The 15,138-nt window shown below is 72.5% G+C and carries 16 protein-coding genes and 1 riboswitch; of the genes, 5 read left to right on the forward strand and 11 right to left on the reverse strand.

Annotated elements, in window-relative coordinates; genetic code table 11:
* Positions 1 to 19: 19 nt before the first annotated feature.
* Entirely contained in the window at positions 20 to 487 is a 468-nt protein-coding gene (locus tag ACLJOK_RS01215; protein WP_410815589.1) for an SRPBCC family protein, read from the forward strand.
* A gap of 76 nt (positions 488 to 563) precedes the next feature.
* Here ACLJOK_RS01215 and ACLJOK_RS01220 read toward each other — a convergent pair whose 3' ends face one another.
* The 5 genes from ACLJOK_RS01220 to ACLJOK_RS01240 form a co-directional block, all read right to left on the reverse strand.
* Entirely contained in the window at positions 564 to 1,103 is a 540-nt protein-coding gene (locus tag ACLJOK_RS01220; protein ID WP_410815590.1) for a hypothetical protein, read from the reverse strand.
* Between the two features lie 141 nt (positions 1,104 to 1,244).
* Positions 1,245 to 2,309, reverse strand: coding sequence for a coiled-coil domain-containing protein (locus tag ACLJOK_RS01225; protein ID WP_410815591.1), 1,065 nt, complete (start codon positions 2,307 to 2,309; stop codon positions 1,245 to 1,247).
* Between the two features lie 5 nt (positions 2,310 to 2,314).
* A riboswitch (cyclic di-AMP (ydaO/yuaA leader) is annotated at positions 2,315 to 2,446 on the reverse strand.
* A gap of 143 nt (positions 2,447 to 2,589) precedes the next feature.
* Positions 2,590 to 3,507, reverse strand: a complete 918-nt coding sequence (locus tag ACLJOK_RS01230; protein WP_238670076.1) for a cation diffusion facilitator family transporter — start codon at positions 3,505 to 3,507, stop codon at positions 2,590 to 2,592.
* A 107-nt stretch (positions 3,508 to 3,614) separates the two neighbouring features.
* Complete coding sequence (locus ACLJOK_RS01235; protein ID WP_410815593.1) at positions 3,615 to 5,732, reverse strand: HelD family protein; 2,118 nt, start codon at positions 5,730 to 5,732, stop codon at positions 3,615 to 3,617.
* Positions 5,733 to 5,839: 107 nt separating this feature from the next.
* Positions 5,840 to 6,787, reverse strand: a complete 948-nt coding sequence (locus ACLJOK_RS01240) for an alpha/beta fold hydrolase (protein WP_410815595.1) — start codon at positions 6,785 to 6,787, stop codon at positions 5,840 to 5,842.
* Between the two features lie 91 nt (positions 6,788 to 6,878).
* Between ACLJOK_RS01240 and ACLJOK_RS01245 the strand changes: the two genes are divergently transcribed.
* Positions 6,879 to 7,580, forward strand: a complete 702-nt coding sequence (locus ACLJOK_RS01245) for a carbonic anhydrase (protein WP_410815596.1) — start codon at positions 6,879 to 6,881, stop codon at positions 7,578 to 7,580.
* 75 nt (positions 7,581 to 7,655) lie between these two features.
* On the opposite strand, the gene ACLJOK_RS01250 is transcribed toward ACLJOK_RS01245, so the two are convergent.
* Positions 7,656 to 7,985: a hypothetical protein gene (locus tag ACLJOK_RS01250; protein ID WP_030330285.1), complete on the reverse strand. Its 330-nt coding sequence runs from the start codon at positions 7,983 to 7,985 to the stop codon at positions 7,656 to 7,658.
* A 308-nt stretch (positions 7,986 to 8,293) separates the two neighbouring features.
* Between ACLJOK_RS01250 and ACLJOK_RS01255 the strand changes: the two genes are divergently transcribed.
* Both ACLJOK_RS01255 and ACLJOK_RS01260 read left to right on the forward strand, forming a co-directional pair.
* Complete coding sequence (locus ACLJOK_RS01255) at positions 8,294 to 8,785, forward strand: DUF3145 domain-containing protein (RefSeq protein WP_355383102.1); 492 nt, start codon at positions 8,294 to 8,296, stop codon at positions 8,783 to 8,785.
* Between the two features lie 87 nt (positions 8,786 to 8,872).
* On the forward strand, positions 8,873 to 10,606 hold the full coding sequence (locus ACLJOK_RS01260) for a glycoside hydrolase family 3 protein (protein ID WP_410815598.1): 1,734 nt from the start codon (positions 8,873 to 8,875) through the stop codon (positions 10,604 to 10,606).
* A gap of 31 nt (positions 10,607 to 10,637) precedes the next feature.
* Here ACLJOK_RS01260 and ACLJOK_RS01265 read toward each other — a convergent pair whose 3' ends face one another.
* Positions 10,638 to 11,300, reverse strand: a complete 663-nt coding sequence (locus ACLJOK_RS01265) for a lipoprotein (protein ID WP_410815599.1) — start codon at positions 11,298 to 11,300, stop codon at positions 10,638 to 10,640.
* Positions 11,301 to 11,435: 135 nt separating this feature from the next.
* Here ACLJOK_RS01265 and ACLJOK_RS01270 point away from each other — a divergent pair, with 135 nt between their 5' ends.
* Positions 11,436 to 11,654, forward strand: coding sequence for a hypothetical protein (locus ACLJOK_RS01270; protein WP_238687213.1), 219 nt, complete (start codon positions 11,436 to 11,438; stop codon positions 11,652 to 11,654).
* Positions 11,655 to 11,704: 50 nt separating this feature from the next.
* On the opposite strand, the gene fabF is transcribed toward ACLJOK_RS01270, so the two are convergent.
* From fabF to ACLJOK_RS01290, 4 genes are all read right to left on the reverse strand, one after another.
* Complete coding sequence (gene fabF, locus ACLJOK_RS01275; protein ID WP_091409277.1) at positions 11,705 to 12,931, reverse strand: beta-ketoacyl-ACP synthase II; 1,227 nt, start codon at positions 12,929 to 12,931, stop codon at positions 11,705 to 11,707.
* A gap of 2 nt (positions 12,932 to 12,933) precedes the next feature.
* Positions 12,934 to 13,173: an acyl carrier protein gene (locus ACLJOK_RS01280; RefSeq protein WP_030330276.1), complete on the reverse strand. Its 240-nt coding sequence runs from the start codon at positions 13,171 to 13,173 to the stop codon at positions 12,934 to 12,936.
* 84 nt (positions 13,174 to 13,257) lie between these two features.
* A complete protein-coding gene (locus ACLJOK_RS01285; protein WP_238680308.1) occupies positions 13,258 to 14,202 on the reverse strand; it encodes a beta-ketoacyl-ACP synthase III in 945 nt (314 codons plus the stop codon).
* The gene (locus tag ACLJOK_RS01290) at positions 14,199 to 15,125 is read right to left on the reverse strand and encodes an ACP S-malonyltransferase (protein WP_410815601.1); all 927 of its coding nucleotides are present in this window, start codon (positions 15,123 to 15,125) and stop codon (positions 14,199 to 14,201) included. Before ACLJOK_RS01290 ends, ACLJOK_RS01285 begins: the two co-directional genes overlap by 4 nt.
* Between the last annotated feature and the right edge of the window lie 13 nt (positions 15,126 to 15,138).

Below are 15,138 nucleotides of genomic sequence, written 5' to 3' on the forward strand. Positions count from 1 at the left end.
AACGACGGCAGGAGACGGTGTGCTCAGCAGCGATACCTTCAGCTACACCGTCCAGGCCCGGTGCTCACCCGCCGAGGCGGCGGCGTTGCTCAGCGACCTGACCCGGCAGGGCGAGCTGCATCCGCTGATCGTCCGGGTCCGCCGGGTGCCGCCCCGACCCGGCGCCCAGGCCAGCTACACGATCAACGACCAGTTGGCGGCCGGTCCGCTGCGCTTCCGGACCACCTACCACGCGGACGTGCTGATCAGCGAGGCCGACGAGATCGTCATGGTCGCCCGTCAGTGGCCGGCCACCACAGTGCGCAACCACACCCGACTACGCGCCGAACCGGACGGCCTGGTCCGCATCGACGTCGAGATCACCCTGACCGCGCCGACGCCACTGTTCCGGTACGCGTTCCGCCAGGCCCAAGCCGCCCACCTGGCCCTAGCCACCCGCCTGGGCACGGCCCTAGACCGCACCAGCACCCCCCCAAACCCGGCCTGACCCGCCCCGCCGGCTCACGTGCCCAGCCTCGCCCTTGCTCGCCGATCATGGAGTTGTGGTGGGCGACGAAGTTCGTTTATCGGTCTGAACCAGGCACCATTACTCCATGATCGACGGGATGGGGGAGGGGAGATCGCGGGCGGGTTGGGCGGGGGGCGGGACGGCGGCCCCACGGCTTGTAGGTGGACAGCACCGTCGCGATGATCATGAGGCTGGTCGACACCGCCGGCGCGATGACCAGGTCGGCGCGATCCCGTGCGGGCAGGGCAGCGCCGACCACTCCGGCGTGGCGCAGGTTCGGGGTGAGCAGGAACAGCACCAGTCCGACCATCACAGTGGTGAGCACGAGCTTGACCAGCACCCAGCGGTGGCGCAGCAGGCCCCACGGGGTGAGCAGCGAGCTGGCGACTCCGATCAGCCAGACCAGGACGCTCAGCGGCGCGAACAGCACCGTGCCGACCAGGGCCGTGACCGGATAGACCACAGCCGGGTCGGCGCCCCGCTGCACGGCGATGCCGAGGGTGAGCAGCACCAGGTCGGTGCCGAGCCAGCCGAGTGAGGTGACGAGGTGCAGGGTGAGCAGCGCCTTGCGGGTGGTGGGTCGGATCCGAGGCATACCGCGATGCTGCCCGCCGACCGCGGCCGGGTCGTCCGACGAGCGACGACATCAGGGGTACGCCCGGCGACGTAGCCGGGCCCGGACGCACGTGATGCCTGTGAGTCATCACGACGGCTCACAGGCATCACGACGCGTGGGTCAGTAGACCGACAGGTGTACGTGGTTGGTGTGGTCGGTGGACGGGGTGCCGTGCGCCCCGCTGTACGACTTCCACCCGCTGCTGGGCAGCCAGATCTGCCTGTACCAGATCACGTAGAGCACGGCGAGCCGGTCCGCGTTGCGGATGAAGTACGCCGCCAGGTTGTTGCCGTACGTCTTGTCGCCGCCGGTGGCGTTCCCGCCGAAGCCGCCCTTCTGCGCCGCGAAGTCGCACGCCCGGCCCTTCGGGTGTTCACCGGAGCCGCTGGGGCGGTGGCACGAGACGTACCGGGTGAAGCCCGCGGCCTTGGCCTGGTTGAGCGCGTGCAGGGTGCGTGGGGTGATGCAGCCGCTGGCCGGGGTGGGGTCGTTGACGCTGCACGACTCGGAGGGCCAGGAGCCGTCCGAGTTGCGCGGCGCGGCCGTCGCGTTGGCGCTGGAGGTGCCCCGGTTGGAGTCGGTGTCGGCGGTGGTCTGCGGCTTGGGTGTGGTGGCCACGGTCAGGGCCCGTTCGGCCTGGTCCTTGCGCTTGGCCATCACCGCGACCTGCTTGCGCTGTTCGTTGATCTCGCCGTCCAGGGCGACCCGGGTGCGGTTGGCCTTGTCCTTGCTGTTCAGCAGGTCGCGCAGCACCCGGTCCTCGTTGGCCGCCACAGCGTCAAGCGCGGCCGCCCGGTCCATGAAGCCTTCCGGAGTGTTGCTGTTGAGCAGCGCCGACATCGCACCGAGCCGACCGGTGCGGTAGGCCACTTCGGCGATCTCGCCGACCTTGCCGTTGCGCTGGTCGATCTCGACCTCAATGGTCTTCAGCTGGGTGGCGAGTTGCTTCTGCCGTTGCACCGAGGTGTCCAGGGCGCGCTTCGCATCCAGGTAGCCCTTGCTGGCCGCCTCGAGTTGGGCGCGCAAAGCCGGGGTGCCGCCCTCCTCGTCGGAGTCGGGTGCGGCGGCCCGCTGGCCGGTCGGGGGAGCGGCCGAGGCGGTGCCGGCCGGAAGCGCGACGCCGAGGGCGAACATCGCGACGATCAGGGCCGCCAGTCGGGCGGCGGGTGGTCGTGCTGGTGCCACTGCGCATGTCCTTCCGTCAGCCGCCGACCGGGTTAGCTGACGGGTTCGGGACGGAAGATCCCTACCGCTGACGCGGATGCACCCCAGGAACATGGTTCCCCGGTTCGCCCAGCTGGGCGATTAGGCGGCGACCACCACCGGCGCCGGGAGGGCGCCGCCTGGTGGAGGCCGGGACCGAGCCTACCGGTGCCGATGGGGCCGCTGCAGCCAATGTGACGGACGGTGCGTGCGTCACCACGGAAAATTACGACGAAAGTCGAGGAATGCTCCGAAGCCGCACTCACCACTCGATGGAGCCACACGCTCCGGAGGCGGCGCCGGGCTCGATCTGCAACGTCGCGTGCTCGATGCGGAAGTCGTCGTGCAGGGCCGTACGCGCCGCGGTGAGCACCGCACCGACCTCCGCGCCGGGTGCCATGGTCAGGTGAGCGGAGGCCACCTCCATGCCCGAGGTGAGCGTCCAGACGTGCAGGTCGTGCACCTCGACGACACCGGGGACGGCGGCCAGCCGGTCGTGCACGGCGGTCACCTGGAGGTGCTCCGGGGCGGCCTGCACCAGGATGCGGATGGCGGCGCGGGCCAGCCGCCAGGTGCGCGGCAGGATGAACACGCCGATGGCGACCGCTACCAGGGGGTCGGCCCACCACCAGTCGGTGACGGTGATGAGCAGCGCCGCGCCGATGACGCCGAGCGAGCCGAGCAGGTCACCGAGCACCTCCAGGTAAGCGCCCTGGAGGTTGATGCTCTCGCGGGCACCGGCGCGCAGCAGCGCGAAGGCGGCGATGTTCGCGAGCAGGCCGAGCACTGCCACCGCGAGCATCGGGCCGGCGATGACCTGGTGCGGGTCGCCGAAACGGCGGATCGCCTCGATCACCACGTAGATGGCGACGCCGGAGAGCAGGACGGCGTTGGCCAGCGCGGCGAGCACCTCGAGTCGATAGAGCCCGAAGGTGCGCTGCGGGTCGCCGGTGGCCCGCCGGGTCGCCGTGATGGCGGCGAGGGCCATCCCGATGCCGAGCACGTCGGTGAACATGTGCCCGGCGTCGGAGAGCAGGGCGAGCGAGCCGGTGTGCAGGGCGACCACCGCCTCGACCACCATCAGGGTGGCGAGCAGCCCGAATGCCGCCCAGAGTCGACCTCGGTGCTGGTGTGCGGCATTGGCGACGGACCCATGGTGGTGGTCATGACCTGCGCCCACGAGAACCACCTTCCGCCGCTGGTCGGGACCCGGTCAAATATATGTTCACATCGCAATGTGTGCAAGTGTGCGGGCGGCGCCCTCCCGCTGGCGGCAGTCCGCACCTGTCAGCCGGTCGGGTCGATGGTGGTGAGCCGCTGGGTGGCCCGGGAAAGCGCCACGTACAGGGTGCGCACCCCGGCGCCCGGATCCGCCCGGATCTCGCTCGGGGCGACCAGCACCACTCCGTCGTACTCCATGCCCTTGGCCTCGAGGCTGGTCACCACCTGCAACCTCGGCGCGCTGAGCGCGCCGAGCCAACCGGCGACCTCGTCCCGGCGGGGGACCGGCGTGATCACCCCGACCGTGCCTTCCACCTCGGCCAGCAGGCCGGCGGCGGCCTCCACTGTCGCGGTCTCCAACCCCGTCGCGGGCACCACCAGCTCGATCGGCTCGACGCCGGTGGAGCGCACGGCGGTCGGCAGTGGCAGGTCCGGGTAGAGCCGGCGGATCTCCGCCGCCGCCACCGCGAAGATCTCCGCCGAGTTGCGGTAGTTGGTGGTGAGCGTGAAGTCGTGTCGCTTGCGCCGGCCCAGCGCCTGGTCGCGGGCTCGGGTCAGCTCCTCCGGATCGCCGGTCCACGCGGTCTGCGCGGGATCGCCCACAACTGTCCAGGAGGCCAGTCGGCCGCGTCGACCGATCATCCGCCACTGCATCGGCGAGACGTCCTGCGCCTCGTCCACCACCACGTGCGCGTACTCCCGGTAGTCCTCCGGACGCTCCCGGGCCGCCGCGCGGGCCGCCCGCTGCCGTTCACCGAGGGTGCTCAGCTCGCGGACGCCGCCGGCGAGCTGGAACGGATCGCGTCGCGCGCGGGCTGGCTGCGCGGGCTTACCGAGCAGCGCGTCCAACTCGTCGAGCAGCGCCACGTCGGCGATGGTCAGCCCGGCCGAGTCCAGGTTCCGGTACGCGGCGTTGAGCAGCCGGATCTCCGCCGAGGAGAGGATCCCCCCGGCGTACCGGCGCAGTCGATCCGGCTGCGCCAACCAGCCGAGCACGTGCCGGGGGTGCAGCCGAGGCCACCAGGCCTTGAGGAACTCCCGGAACTCCGCCCGCTCGGCGATCTCCGCCTCGAAGGCCGGTTGCTCCGGCAGCCGACCGCTGCTCAGCTCACGGGCCTGCGCCCAGAGCGCGGCGAACACCCCGTCGAAACCGGCCCGGCGCACCTCGTTGCGTCGTGCGCCGCGTTGCAGCGCGCGGTCCCGGATCCGGTCCAGCGCGGCCCGGTCCAGCCGCAGCAGCGTGCCGCGGTAGAGCAGCCGCAGCTCACCCGGGCCGCCCGGCACCGCGTCGCGGGCCGCCCGCTCCAGCACCCGGCGCATCCGCAGTGAGCCCTTCACCGCCGCCACCTCGGGCGGGTCGGGGCGGGTGGCGGTCATCCCAGGGAAGAGGGTGCCCAGCGAGTGCAGGGTCGCGGCGTCCTCACCGAGCGACGGCAGCACGGAGCCGATGTACTCGACGAAGACCGACGACGGGCCGACCACCAGGATGCCGCCGCCGGCGTAGCGGCTGCGGTCGGAATACAGCAGGAACGCGGCCCGGTGCAGGGCGACAGCGGTCTTGCCGGTGCCGGGGCCGCCCGCGACGATCGTCACCCCGGAGCCGGGCGAACGGATCGCCTCGTCCTGCTCCCGCTGGATGGTCGCCACGATGTCGCGCATGCCCCGGCCGGTGGCCTTGGAGAGGGTGGCCAGCAATGCGCCGTCACCGACGACGGTCATGCCCTCCGGGGCTGCCGTCGGGTCGAGCAGGTCGTCCTCGATCCGGGTGACCCGCTCGGCGCGGGACTGGATGGTGCGGCGCCGCACCACGTCCAGCGGCTGCGCCGGGGTGGCCTGGTAGAAGGCGGCGGCGGCCGGCGCGCGCCAGTCGACGACAAGCGTGACGGCGTTCTCGTCGCGGATCCCCAGTCGCCCGACGTGCAGCACCTGACGGTCGCGCAGGTCCAGCCGGCCGAAGACCAGCCCCTCGTGCTCGGCGTCCAGGGTGTGCCGCCGCTGCGCCGCGTGGAAGACCATCGCGTCGCGCTCGACCAGGGAGCCGTGCGTGCCCACCCGGGCCATCCGGTAACCGTCACGCTCGGCGCGGACGGCCGACTGCCGCAGCTCGACCAGTCGGGCGTACACCCGGTCGAGGTGTCGTTGCTCGACGGCGATCTCCTGCTCCAGGCCGGTCTGGTCGGTCAACGCACGCTCCTTCAGAGGTCGCCGGCAGGCGGCGGGAACCGCGCGGGCCAACCGAGAAGAGTACGGCCCTGGGCCCGACCCGCCGCGCCCGAGGTGCGCGAACGTACTCAGGCACCCGCCTCGGCGGGGATCGCGCCACTGCGGGCCGGCGGCGATTCGGCGAGCACCCGCCGCAGCACGCCGCTGAGCGCGGTGTTCACCTCCTCCGGCCGTTCCATCATCAGCATGTGCCCGGCGCCCGGACAGACGGTCAGCTCGGTGGCCGGCAGGGCGGCCGCGATCGACTCGGCGCACGGAGGTGGGGTCAGCCGGTCCCGGTCGCCGACCAGGGCGGCAGCCGGCAGGTGGGCCAACGCGGCGAGGGTGTCCAGTCGGTGCTGGGTGCCGATGGAGGCGCGGAACCCGCCGATCGAGCGCAGCGAGGCCCGAGCCACAGCGGACGTCACCAGGCGGATGTCGGCCGGTTCGCAGCGGTCACCGAAGAGCATCCACCGGATGCTCGGTTGCAGCGCGTTCAGCAGTGCCCGGGGCGCGCGCCACGAGCCACACCGGGCCAGCACGCCCGCGCCGGTCGTCTCGGCCAGCCGGATCAACCGGGCGATCCGCGGCGAAAGCCCGTAGACGGTGTGCGTGTGCCCCTCGGCGGTGGTCGAGACGAAGACCAGGCCGGCGGTGCGGGCGGCGAAGTGCGCGGGGTGGCGGTGGGCGTACTCCATGATCGTCATGCCGCCCATCGAGTGCCCGACCAGCACCACCGGGCCGGTCGGCGCGACCGCGTCGATCACCGCGGCGAGGTCGTCACCCAACTGGGCCAGGGTGGCCGTGGGCAGCGCCATGCAGCTGGACCGGCCGTGCCCCCGCGCATCGTAGGCGACCACCCGTACCGCGTCGCCGAACGGCGGTGCGGTGAGCGCGTCGACCTGCCGGTGCCAGGCGCGCCCGTCCAGCGTCCAGCCGTGCAGCAGGATGGCGGTGACCTGGGCGTCCGTCGGTCCCGTCGCCTCGACGTTGAGCCGTACGTCGTCCGGCAGACCGACCTCGAACCGCTCCGGCATCGCCACCTCCCCAGGGCCGCCCAGTACCACCAGCACCGGGATACCCGGCGGTAACACCGGCTACCCGCCATGAGACCACGCCAATCGCGCCGTGGCGAACATTCCCGACCTCGCCCGTACCGGACGGCGGCGGGCCAAGCTGAACGGCATGGGGTCGTCGGGAGCGCCCATGGGCGCGACGTCGGGGCAGGGGCGGCAGGCCGGCGGTACGCCCCGCGCCGCGCTGGCCGATCTGCTCGCCGGCAATCGGCGGTTCGTCAGCGGCCAGCCGGTGCACGGACACGACGTCACGGCCGCCGCCGCGGCCTCCGGCGACCAGCAGCCGTACGCAGTGGTGCTGGGCTGCATCGACTCCCGGGTGCCGCTGGAGGCGATCTTCGACCAGACCTTCGGCGCGATCTGCGTGATCCGTACCGGGGGGCACGTGCTCGATCGCGCGGTCTGCGGCTCGATCGAGTACGTGGTCGGCCAGCTCGGCGTACCACTGGTGATGGTCCTCGGCCACGAGCGGTGCGGCGCGGTGCAGGCCACGGTGGAGGCGCTGCGCACCGGGCAGCGTCCCGGCGGGTCGCTGGCGCACCTGGTGGACGAGATCGCCCCGGCGGTGACCGAGGCGGGGCTCGACGATCCGGCGGTGCAGCCGCTGGCGATCCGACGGCACGTCCGGCGCACTGTGCGCACCCTGCGCGAGGACGATCTGCTGGCCGGGCCGGTGGCCGCCGGCCGGGTGGCGGTGGTCGGCGGCCTCTACGACCTGGCTACCGGCGAGGTCGCCCTGCTCGATCCGGGCTGACCCGCCCCCCGGACACGCCAAACCGCCCGCCGGGAAGTCCCGGCGGGCGGTTCAGTTGGTGCTGTGGGGGAGGGCTCAGCCCTCGAAGACGCCGGCCGCGACCAGGCGCTTCTCGGTGGCCTCCCAGCCGTCACCCGGGTGGGTGGCAGCCAGGTTGTTGATCTCCGCCCGGATCTTGGCGGCGTGGCCGGCGGCGGCCAGAACGCGGATCTCCTCGACGAAGGCGTCGGAGTCCGTGCGCAGGTGCGCGGTCTTGCCGTTGGTCAGGTTCCGCACGTAGGCGTGCTTGCCGCCGTTGAGCGGGATGAGGTACTTGAACTCGCCCAGCACGCTGAGGGCGCCACCCTGGCCAGCCTGGCCGGCCCGGACGGACGCGCGCGCGGTCTTAGAGGTGTTGCTCGCCACGGAGGTACTCCTTGCAAGACGTACGGGAGGACTGGACGTCCGGGGGCTGTGTGCGGGTCGTACGTGACTCGACCCGCGAAGGTGTAACGCGGCATAAGCCGCCGGTGGAACTGTACAGGACCACGACATCACGCTGGTCGTCGCGGTGTCCTGAGAGGCAACGGCGACCACCCGTCCGGCTATTCCACCCGGCGTTTTTTCCGATTCCCTGGCGCACCACGCGTCACAGGAGTCATCATGTGTTGCAGCAGCCATCTGGGTGGACGAGGTCGTAGGGGAAGACGCACCTCGCTCTCCGGGAGGTCACCGTGCCAAACCGTGGCGTCGTATACGTCCACTCGACCCCGCTCGCCGTGTGCTCACACGTCGAGTGGGCGATCGCGCGCGTCCTAGCCGCGCCGGTCAACCTGCAGTGGACGGCTCAGCCCGTCGACCCCGGCGCACGCCGGGCCGAGTGCGGGTGGACCGGTCGTCCGGGGACGGGCGCCGAGCTGGCTGCTGCCCTACGGCAGTGGCCCATGATCCGTTTCGAGGTCACCGAGGAGCCGAGTCCCGGCGCCGACGGTGAGCGCTTCATGTACGTGCCAGCCCGTGGCCTGTTCCGGGCAACTGTCGGCGTGGCCGGCGACATCCAGCTCGGCGAGGACCGACTTCGGGCGCTGATGGCGGCCTCCCGTGCCCCCGAGGCGCTGGCGCACGCCCTGGACAAGGCGCTCGGCACGGCGTGGGACGCTGACCTGGAGCCCTACCGGTACGCCGGCGACGGTGCCCCGGTGACCTTGCTCACCCGGGTCGGCTGAACCGGCCGGCGTGCCGCTGGCCGTACGCCGTCGCGCTGGTGACGACCGGTAAGGTCAAGTTGCCCCGATAAGGGAGAAGCTGGTGGGATGGGCGGCGTGTCGAATCGCCCGTGGCGCGCCAGTGTCGCTGTCGCCGCCCTGACCGCCCTGCTCGTCTCCGGCTGCTCAGGTGACCCGGAGCGCCCCACACCGACGCCCAGCCCGGCCGGCACGTCCGCGGGCCCGAGCGTCCCGGCCGCGCCGCCGGCCAGCGACCCCGCCAGCCGCGCTGCCGCGCTGGTGGCGACGTTGTCCGACGAAGACCTGGTCGGCCAGGTGTTGATGCCGTACGCCTATGGCGACTCGGCGACGAAGGTCTCCGCCGGCTCGGCGGCCGGTAACCAGGCCCTCGCCGGGGTCGACACCCCCGCCGACATGATCGCCAAGTACCGACTGGGCGGCCTGATCCTGGTCGGCTTCAGCGCCGACGACCCGACCAAGGGCAACCAGGAGACCACGAACGTCGACAACCCCAAGCAGGTGCACGAGCTCACCACCGGGCTGCGTACCGCCGCCGGTCGGCTCGCCGCCGGTTCCGCGCCGCTGCTGATCGGCACCGACCAGGAGTACGGCGTCGTCACCCGCGTGACCGACGGGGTCACAGTGCTGCCCAGCGCCCTCGCGGCCGGCGCGGCCGGTGACCCGAAGCTCACCGAGGCCGCCTGGCGGGCCGCCGGCGCCGAGTTGGCCGCGATGGGCATCAACATTGACTTCGCCCCGGTGGCCGACGTGCTGGCCACCCGCAGCACAGTGATCGGCTCCCGGTCGTACGGCGCCGACCCGAAGCAGGCCGCCGCGCAGGTGGGCGGCGCGGTCCGTGGCCTCCAGGCGGTTGGGGTCGCGGCCACCCTGAAGCACTTCCCCGGGCACGGCCACAGCGCCGACGACTCCCACCAGGACCTTCCGGTGCTCACCCAGTCCGCCGCGGCGTTGCAGAGCGGTGCCTGGCCGCCGTTCAGCGCCGGGATCGACGCGGGCGCGATGGCAGTGATGTCCGGTCACCTGGACGCGCGCGCGATTGACCCGGGGACCCCGGCGACGTTCTCGCACAAGCTGCTCACCGATGTGCTGCGCGGCCAACTCGGCTTCAAGGGCGTGGTGATCACCGACGGGATGAACATGCCGCCCGCGAAGCGCTGGGCTCCCGGCGAGGCGGCGGTCCGGGCGCTCAACGCCGGCAACGACCTCATCCTGATGACCCCGAACGTCGGTCAGGCGTACGACGGGCTTCTCGCCGCGCTGCGCGGTGGATCGCTGCCCCGGACCCGGCTGGTCGAGGCGGTCACGCGGGTGCTGACCATGAAGTTCCGGCTCGCGGAGCTGCCGGCGGCGCAGATGTCCACGCTCAACACCCCGGCGCACCGGGCGGCGGCCGACGCGCTGGCCGCCGCCGCCGTCACAGTGCTGCGGGGCGCCTGCGGCGGAGCGGTACGCGGGCCGGTCACCGTCACCACGTCCGGCGGTCGGGACGGCACCCGGGCTACCCTCACCGCCGCGCTGACCGCCGCCGGGGTGCAGGTCAAGCCCAGCGGCGGCACGATAGTGCACCTCGTGGGCTACGGCGACGGCGCCAAGGACCTGAGCCCCGACGCGGCGGTCACTGTCGCCATGGACACCCCGTACGTGTTGGCCGACGCGAAGTCACCGACGCTGCTGGCGACGTACTCCTCCAGCCGGGCGTCGATGACCGCCCTGGCCGCGGTGATCGCCGGCAAGGCCCGACCGGGTGGCCGGTCCCCGGTGGCCGTTCCCGGACTGCCCGCGACGACCTGCCGCACCTGACCGGCCGGGCGCGGACGGCTCTGCGCCCGCCTCACTCGCTCTTCGCGAGCCCTCGCACCGCGAGCCGGTAGGCCGGCAGCACGTCGGTCCGCTCGGTGATCAGCCCCTCGTTGACGGCGATAACCAGCGTCTGCCCCGCCGACTGGACGGCCAGCGCCCAGTGCCGCGACTCCTCCTCGGCCAGCGCGTTGGTGGCGAGCCAGGTCATCTCGGTGGCCTCGAAGCCGCCGGCGCGGAGGTCGCGGAACTGTTGGCCGGCGATCTTCTCCTCGGCCCCGGTGGCGAAACTCTCCAGCGCGGCGCGCCGGGTGACAGTCGGTGAGTCCGCCGCCCAGATCCGCAGGAATCCGCCGCCGGCCGAGCGGCCGTCCACCTCGCAGCGCACTGTGGTGCCGCCGCGCTTGGTGAGCGCCTCGCCGACCAGCTCGGCAAGCTCGCCCTTGGGAGGCTCGATCGCCTTCGCCGTCCACCCGTCGGCCAGCGGAAACGACACCGGTATCGGGCAGGGGGAACTCGCGCCGCCGGTGGTGCCGCCGGGCGACGCCGCGGCCACCTCGTCGTACCAGGGCTCGCCCGTGGCCTGCGGGGCCGGGCCGCCGGCCGCCGGCCCGGCGGGAGTGGCGGCGTCGTCGCAGCCGGCCAGCAGGCCGAGGGTGAGCGCCGCCGACACGGCGACGCGGGCACGAGTGTCCATTGTGGTGATCCCCGTCAGTCGATCTTCAGTCGGCCCATCTAAGCCGTGCGGTCTCTCGACGTCAATCGGGGATCGTGTGCCCGCCCGACGGAAATCGGGTCGCCCCCGCGCCGGTCGGTCTGACAGCCTCACCCCATGGGAGCGGCAGCAGGATTCCGGCACGAGCAACGGGCGGACGGCACAGTGGTGATAACCCACCACGGCCGGGTCGCCGGCACGCTGCGCGGCGCTCGGGCCGCGGAGTTCCTGGCCGAGGTCGACGACGACCCGCAGTTGGTGATGGCCCGCTGGACGGGCAACTACCGCCACGGCAACGAGCGCACCGCGAAGCAGCACCCCCGTAACCGAGGCTGAACGACGCAAGGGCCCCTCCTCGACGAGAGGAGGGGCCCTTGCGGAGGATCTCAGGGACGAGCGAAGACGAGCGCCACGTTGTGGCCGCCGAAGCCGAACGCGTTGTTCAACGCGGCCGGGATCTCCATGTGGCGGGCCTTGTGCGCGGCGACATCCAGGGTGAGGCCTGGGTCCGGGTCGTCGAGGTTGATCGTCGGAGGGACGACACTGTCGCGGATCGCCAGGATGGTGGCGATCGACTCCAGCGCACCGGCCGCACCGAGCAGGTGACCGGTCATCGACTTCGTCGCGGACAGCACCGGGTGGTCGCCGAGCGCCTTGTGCAGCCCGCCGATCTCCAGCATGTCCCCGATCGGGGTCGAGGTGGCGTGCGCGTTGACGTGCACGATGTCCCGCTTCGCCACGTCCGCGTCGGCGATCGCCTTGGCGATGGCCCGGATGGCGCCCTCACCCTCGGCGTGCGGCTGCACGATGTCGTAAGCGTCGGAGGTGATGCCGGCGCCGGCGAGGCGCGCGTACACCCGGGCGCCCCGGGCCGCGGCGTGCTCGGCCCGCTCCAGCACCACGATGCCGGCGCCCTCGCCGAGGACGAAGCCGTCCCGGCCCCGGTCCCACGGGCGGGAGGCCCGCTCCGGGTCGTCGTTGCGGGTCGACATGGCCCGCATCGAGCTGAAGCCGGCGATCGGCAGCGGGTGGATGACCGCCTCGGTGCCGCCGGCCACCACCACGTCGGCCCGGCCGGAGCGGATGATGTCCAGGCCGAGGGCGATCGCCTCGGCGCCGGTGGCGCAGGCGCTGGCCACCGAGTGCACGCCGGCCTTTGCGCCCAGCTCCAACCCGACCCAGGCGGCCGGACCGTTCGGCATCAGCATCGGGATGGTGTGCGGGGAGACCCGCCGTGGCCCGGACGCCTCCAGGATGTCGTCCTGGGCGAGCAGGGTGGTGGCACCGCCGATGCCGGAGCCGACGCTGACGGCCAACCGCTCACCGTCGAGGTCGGAGCCGGCGAGGCCGGCGTCCGCCCAGGCCTGCTGCGCCGCGATGATCGCGATCGCCTCGGAACGGTCCAGGCGGCGCAGGCGGACCCGGTCCAGCACCTCGGACGGCTCCACGGCCAACTGGGCGGCGATCCGGACCGGCAGTTGCTCGGCCCACTCCTGGGTGAGGGCACTCACCCCGGAGCGGCCGGCGAGCATTGCGTCCCAGGTCGACGCGACGTCCCCGCCAAGCGGGGTCGTCGCGCCGAGCCCGGTGACGACGACGTCAGGACGACTCATGATCAGGACTGCGCCGCGATGTAGCTGACAGCGTCGCCGACGGTCTTGAGGTTCTGCACCTCGTTGTCCGGGATCTTGACGCCGAACTTCTCCTCGGCCGCGACCACTACCTCAACCATGGAGAGCGAGTCGACATCGAGGTCGTCGGTGAAGGACTTCCCCTCGGCCACGTCGTCCGGGTTCACCCCGGCAACCTCTTCGAGGATCTCGGCGAGGCCGGTGGTGATCTCGTCACGGGTCATTGCGGTTGGTTCCTTTCATCGGGGTTCTCCGGCGGTCGGCGTCGCCGACCGCCACTCCTGGACGCGTACGCGCCGAGGGGGTCATCAGGGGCAGCGGACGACCTGACCGGCGTAGGTCAGGCCACCGCCGAAGCCGAACAGCAGCACCGGTGCGCCCGAGGGCACCTCCCGGCGCTCGACCAGCTTGGACAGGGCCAGCGGCACGCTCGCCGCGGAGGTGTTGCCGGACTCGACGATGTCCTTCGCGATGATCGCGTCGGGGATGTTGAGCCGCTTGGCGATGCCGTCGATGATCCGGGCGTTGGCCTGGTGCGGCACGAACGCGGCCAGCTCCGACGGGTCGACCCCGGCCCGCTCGCAGGCCTGCAGCGCGAGTGGCGCGATCGCGGTGGTGGCCCAGCGGAACACCGCCTGCCCCTCCTGCTGGATGTACGGGCGCCAACCCTCGATGCGGACGGCGTCGCTCTTGTCCGGCACCGAACCCCAGACGACCGGGCCGATTCCGGCCGGCTCGTCGTCGGCGGTCGCGGAGACCACTGCGGCGCCGGCCCCGTCCGCGAAGATGATGCAGGTGGAGCGGTCGGTCCAGTCGGTGAAGTCGGACAGCTTCTCCGCGCCGATGACGATCGCGTTGCGCGACGCCCCGGCCCGGATGGCGTGGTCGACGGTGCCCAGCGCGTACGCGAAGCCCGAGCAGGCGGTGTTGAGGTCGAACGCGCCAGGGGCGGTGATGCCCAGCTTGGCGGCGACCCGGCAGGCCACGTTGGGGCTGCGGTCGATGGAGGAGCAGGTGGCGACCACGACCAGGTCGATGTCGGCGGCGGTCAGGCCCGAGTTGGCCAGTGCCTTGCCGGCGGCGGCGGCGGCCATGTCGGCGACCGTCTCACTGTCGGCGATCCGCCGGCTCACGATGCCGACCCGGTCGCGAATCCACTCGTCGTTGGTGTCGACGAGCTGGGCGATGTCGTCGTTGGTCACCACCCGGGAGGGCTGGTAGTGCCCCATCGAGACGATGCGACTGCCAGTCATGAACGACCTCCGATACGGGCGATCAGGTCCCGTGCGGCCGGCAGGTCGTCCGGGGTGTTGAGGGTGACGATCTCCGGGGCGCCGTCGCCCTTGAGTTCCCGCTTGACCAGGCCGGCGAGCGTTCCGGCCGGTGGTAGCTCGATCACGCCGGTGACCCCGAGGTCGGCCAGCGTACGCATGCACAGGTCCCAGCGCACCGGCGCGGTGACCTGACGCACGAGGCGTTGCACCATGGCCGCGCCGTTGTCGACAGCGGTGCCGTCGAGGTTCGACAGCAGGGTCCGGGCCGGGTCGGCGGGGGTGATCGCGGCGGCCTCCACGGCGAGCGCGGTCTCGGCCGGAGCCATGTACGGGGTGTGGAACGCGCCGGCCACCTGGAGTCGGATGATCCGGGTCCGGGCGGGCGGCGCGGCGGCGAGCTTGTCGAGGCCGTCCAGGGCGCCCGCGGCGACGATCTGCCCGGCGCCGTTGCGGTTGGCCGGGTACAGCCCGTTCGCCTCGATCGCGGCGATCACCTCGTCGGCGTCACCACCGAGCACCGCGGCCATTCCGGTCGGCTCCAGCGCGCACGCGGCGGCCATCTCCCGGCCGCGTACGCCGGCCAGGGTGATCGCGGCGTCGGCCGACAGCACACCGGCCAGGGCGGCGGCACCCAACTCGCCGACGCTGTGGCCGGCGGTGAGGCCGACGCCGTCCAGCGGCAGGTGCTCGGCCGCGAGCAACGCCGCGGCGACCAGCAGCGGCTGGGTGCGGGCGGTGTCCTTGATCTCGTCGGCGTCGGCGGCGGTGCCCAGGTGCAGCAGGTCGACCCCGGCCAACGCCGACCACTCGCGCAGACGCGCCTCGGTGCCGGTCAGGTCGAGCCAGGGGGTCAGGAAGCCGGGTTTCTGAGAACCCTGGCCGGGACTAAGTACGGCGAGCACGCCTATGACTCTC

This window comes from Micromonospora sp. 050-3 (genome assembly GCF_046549335.1).
Lineage (GTDB): Bacteria > Actinomycetota > Actinomycetes > Mycobacteriales > Micromonosporaceae > Micromonospora > Micromonospora trifolii.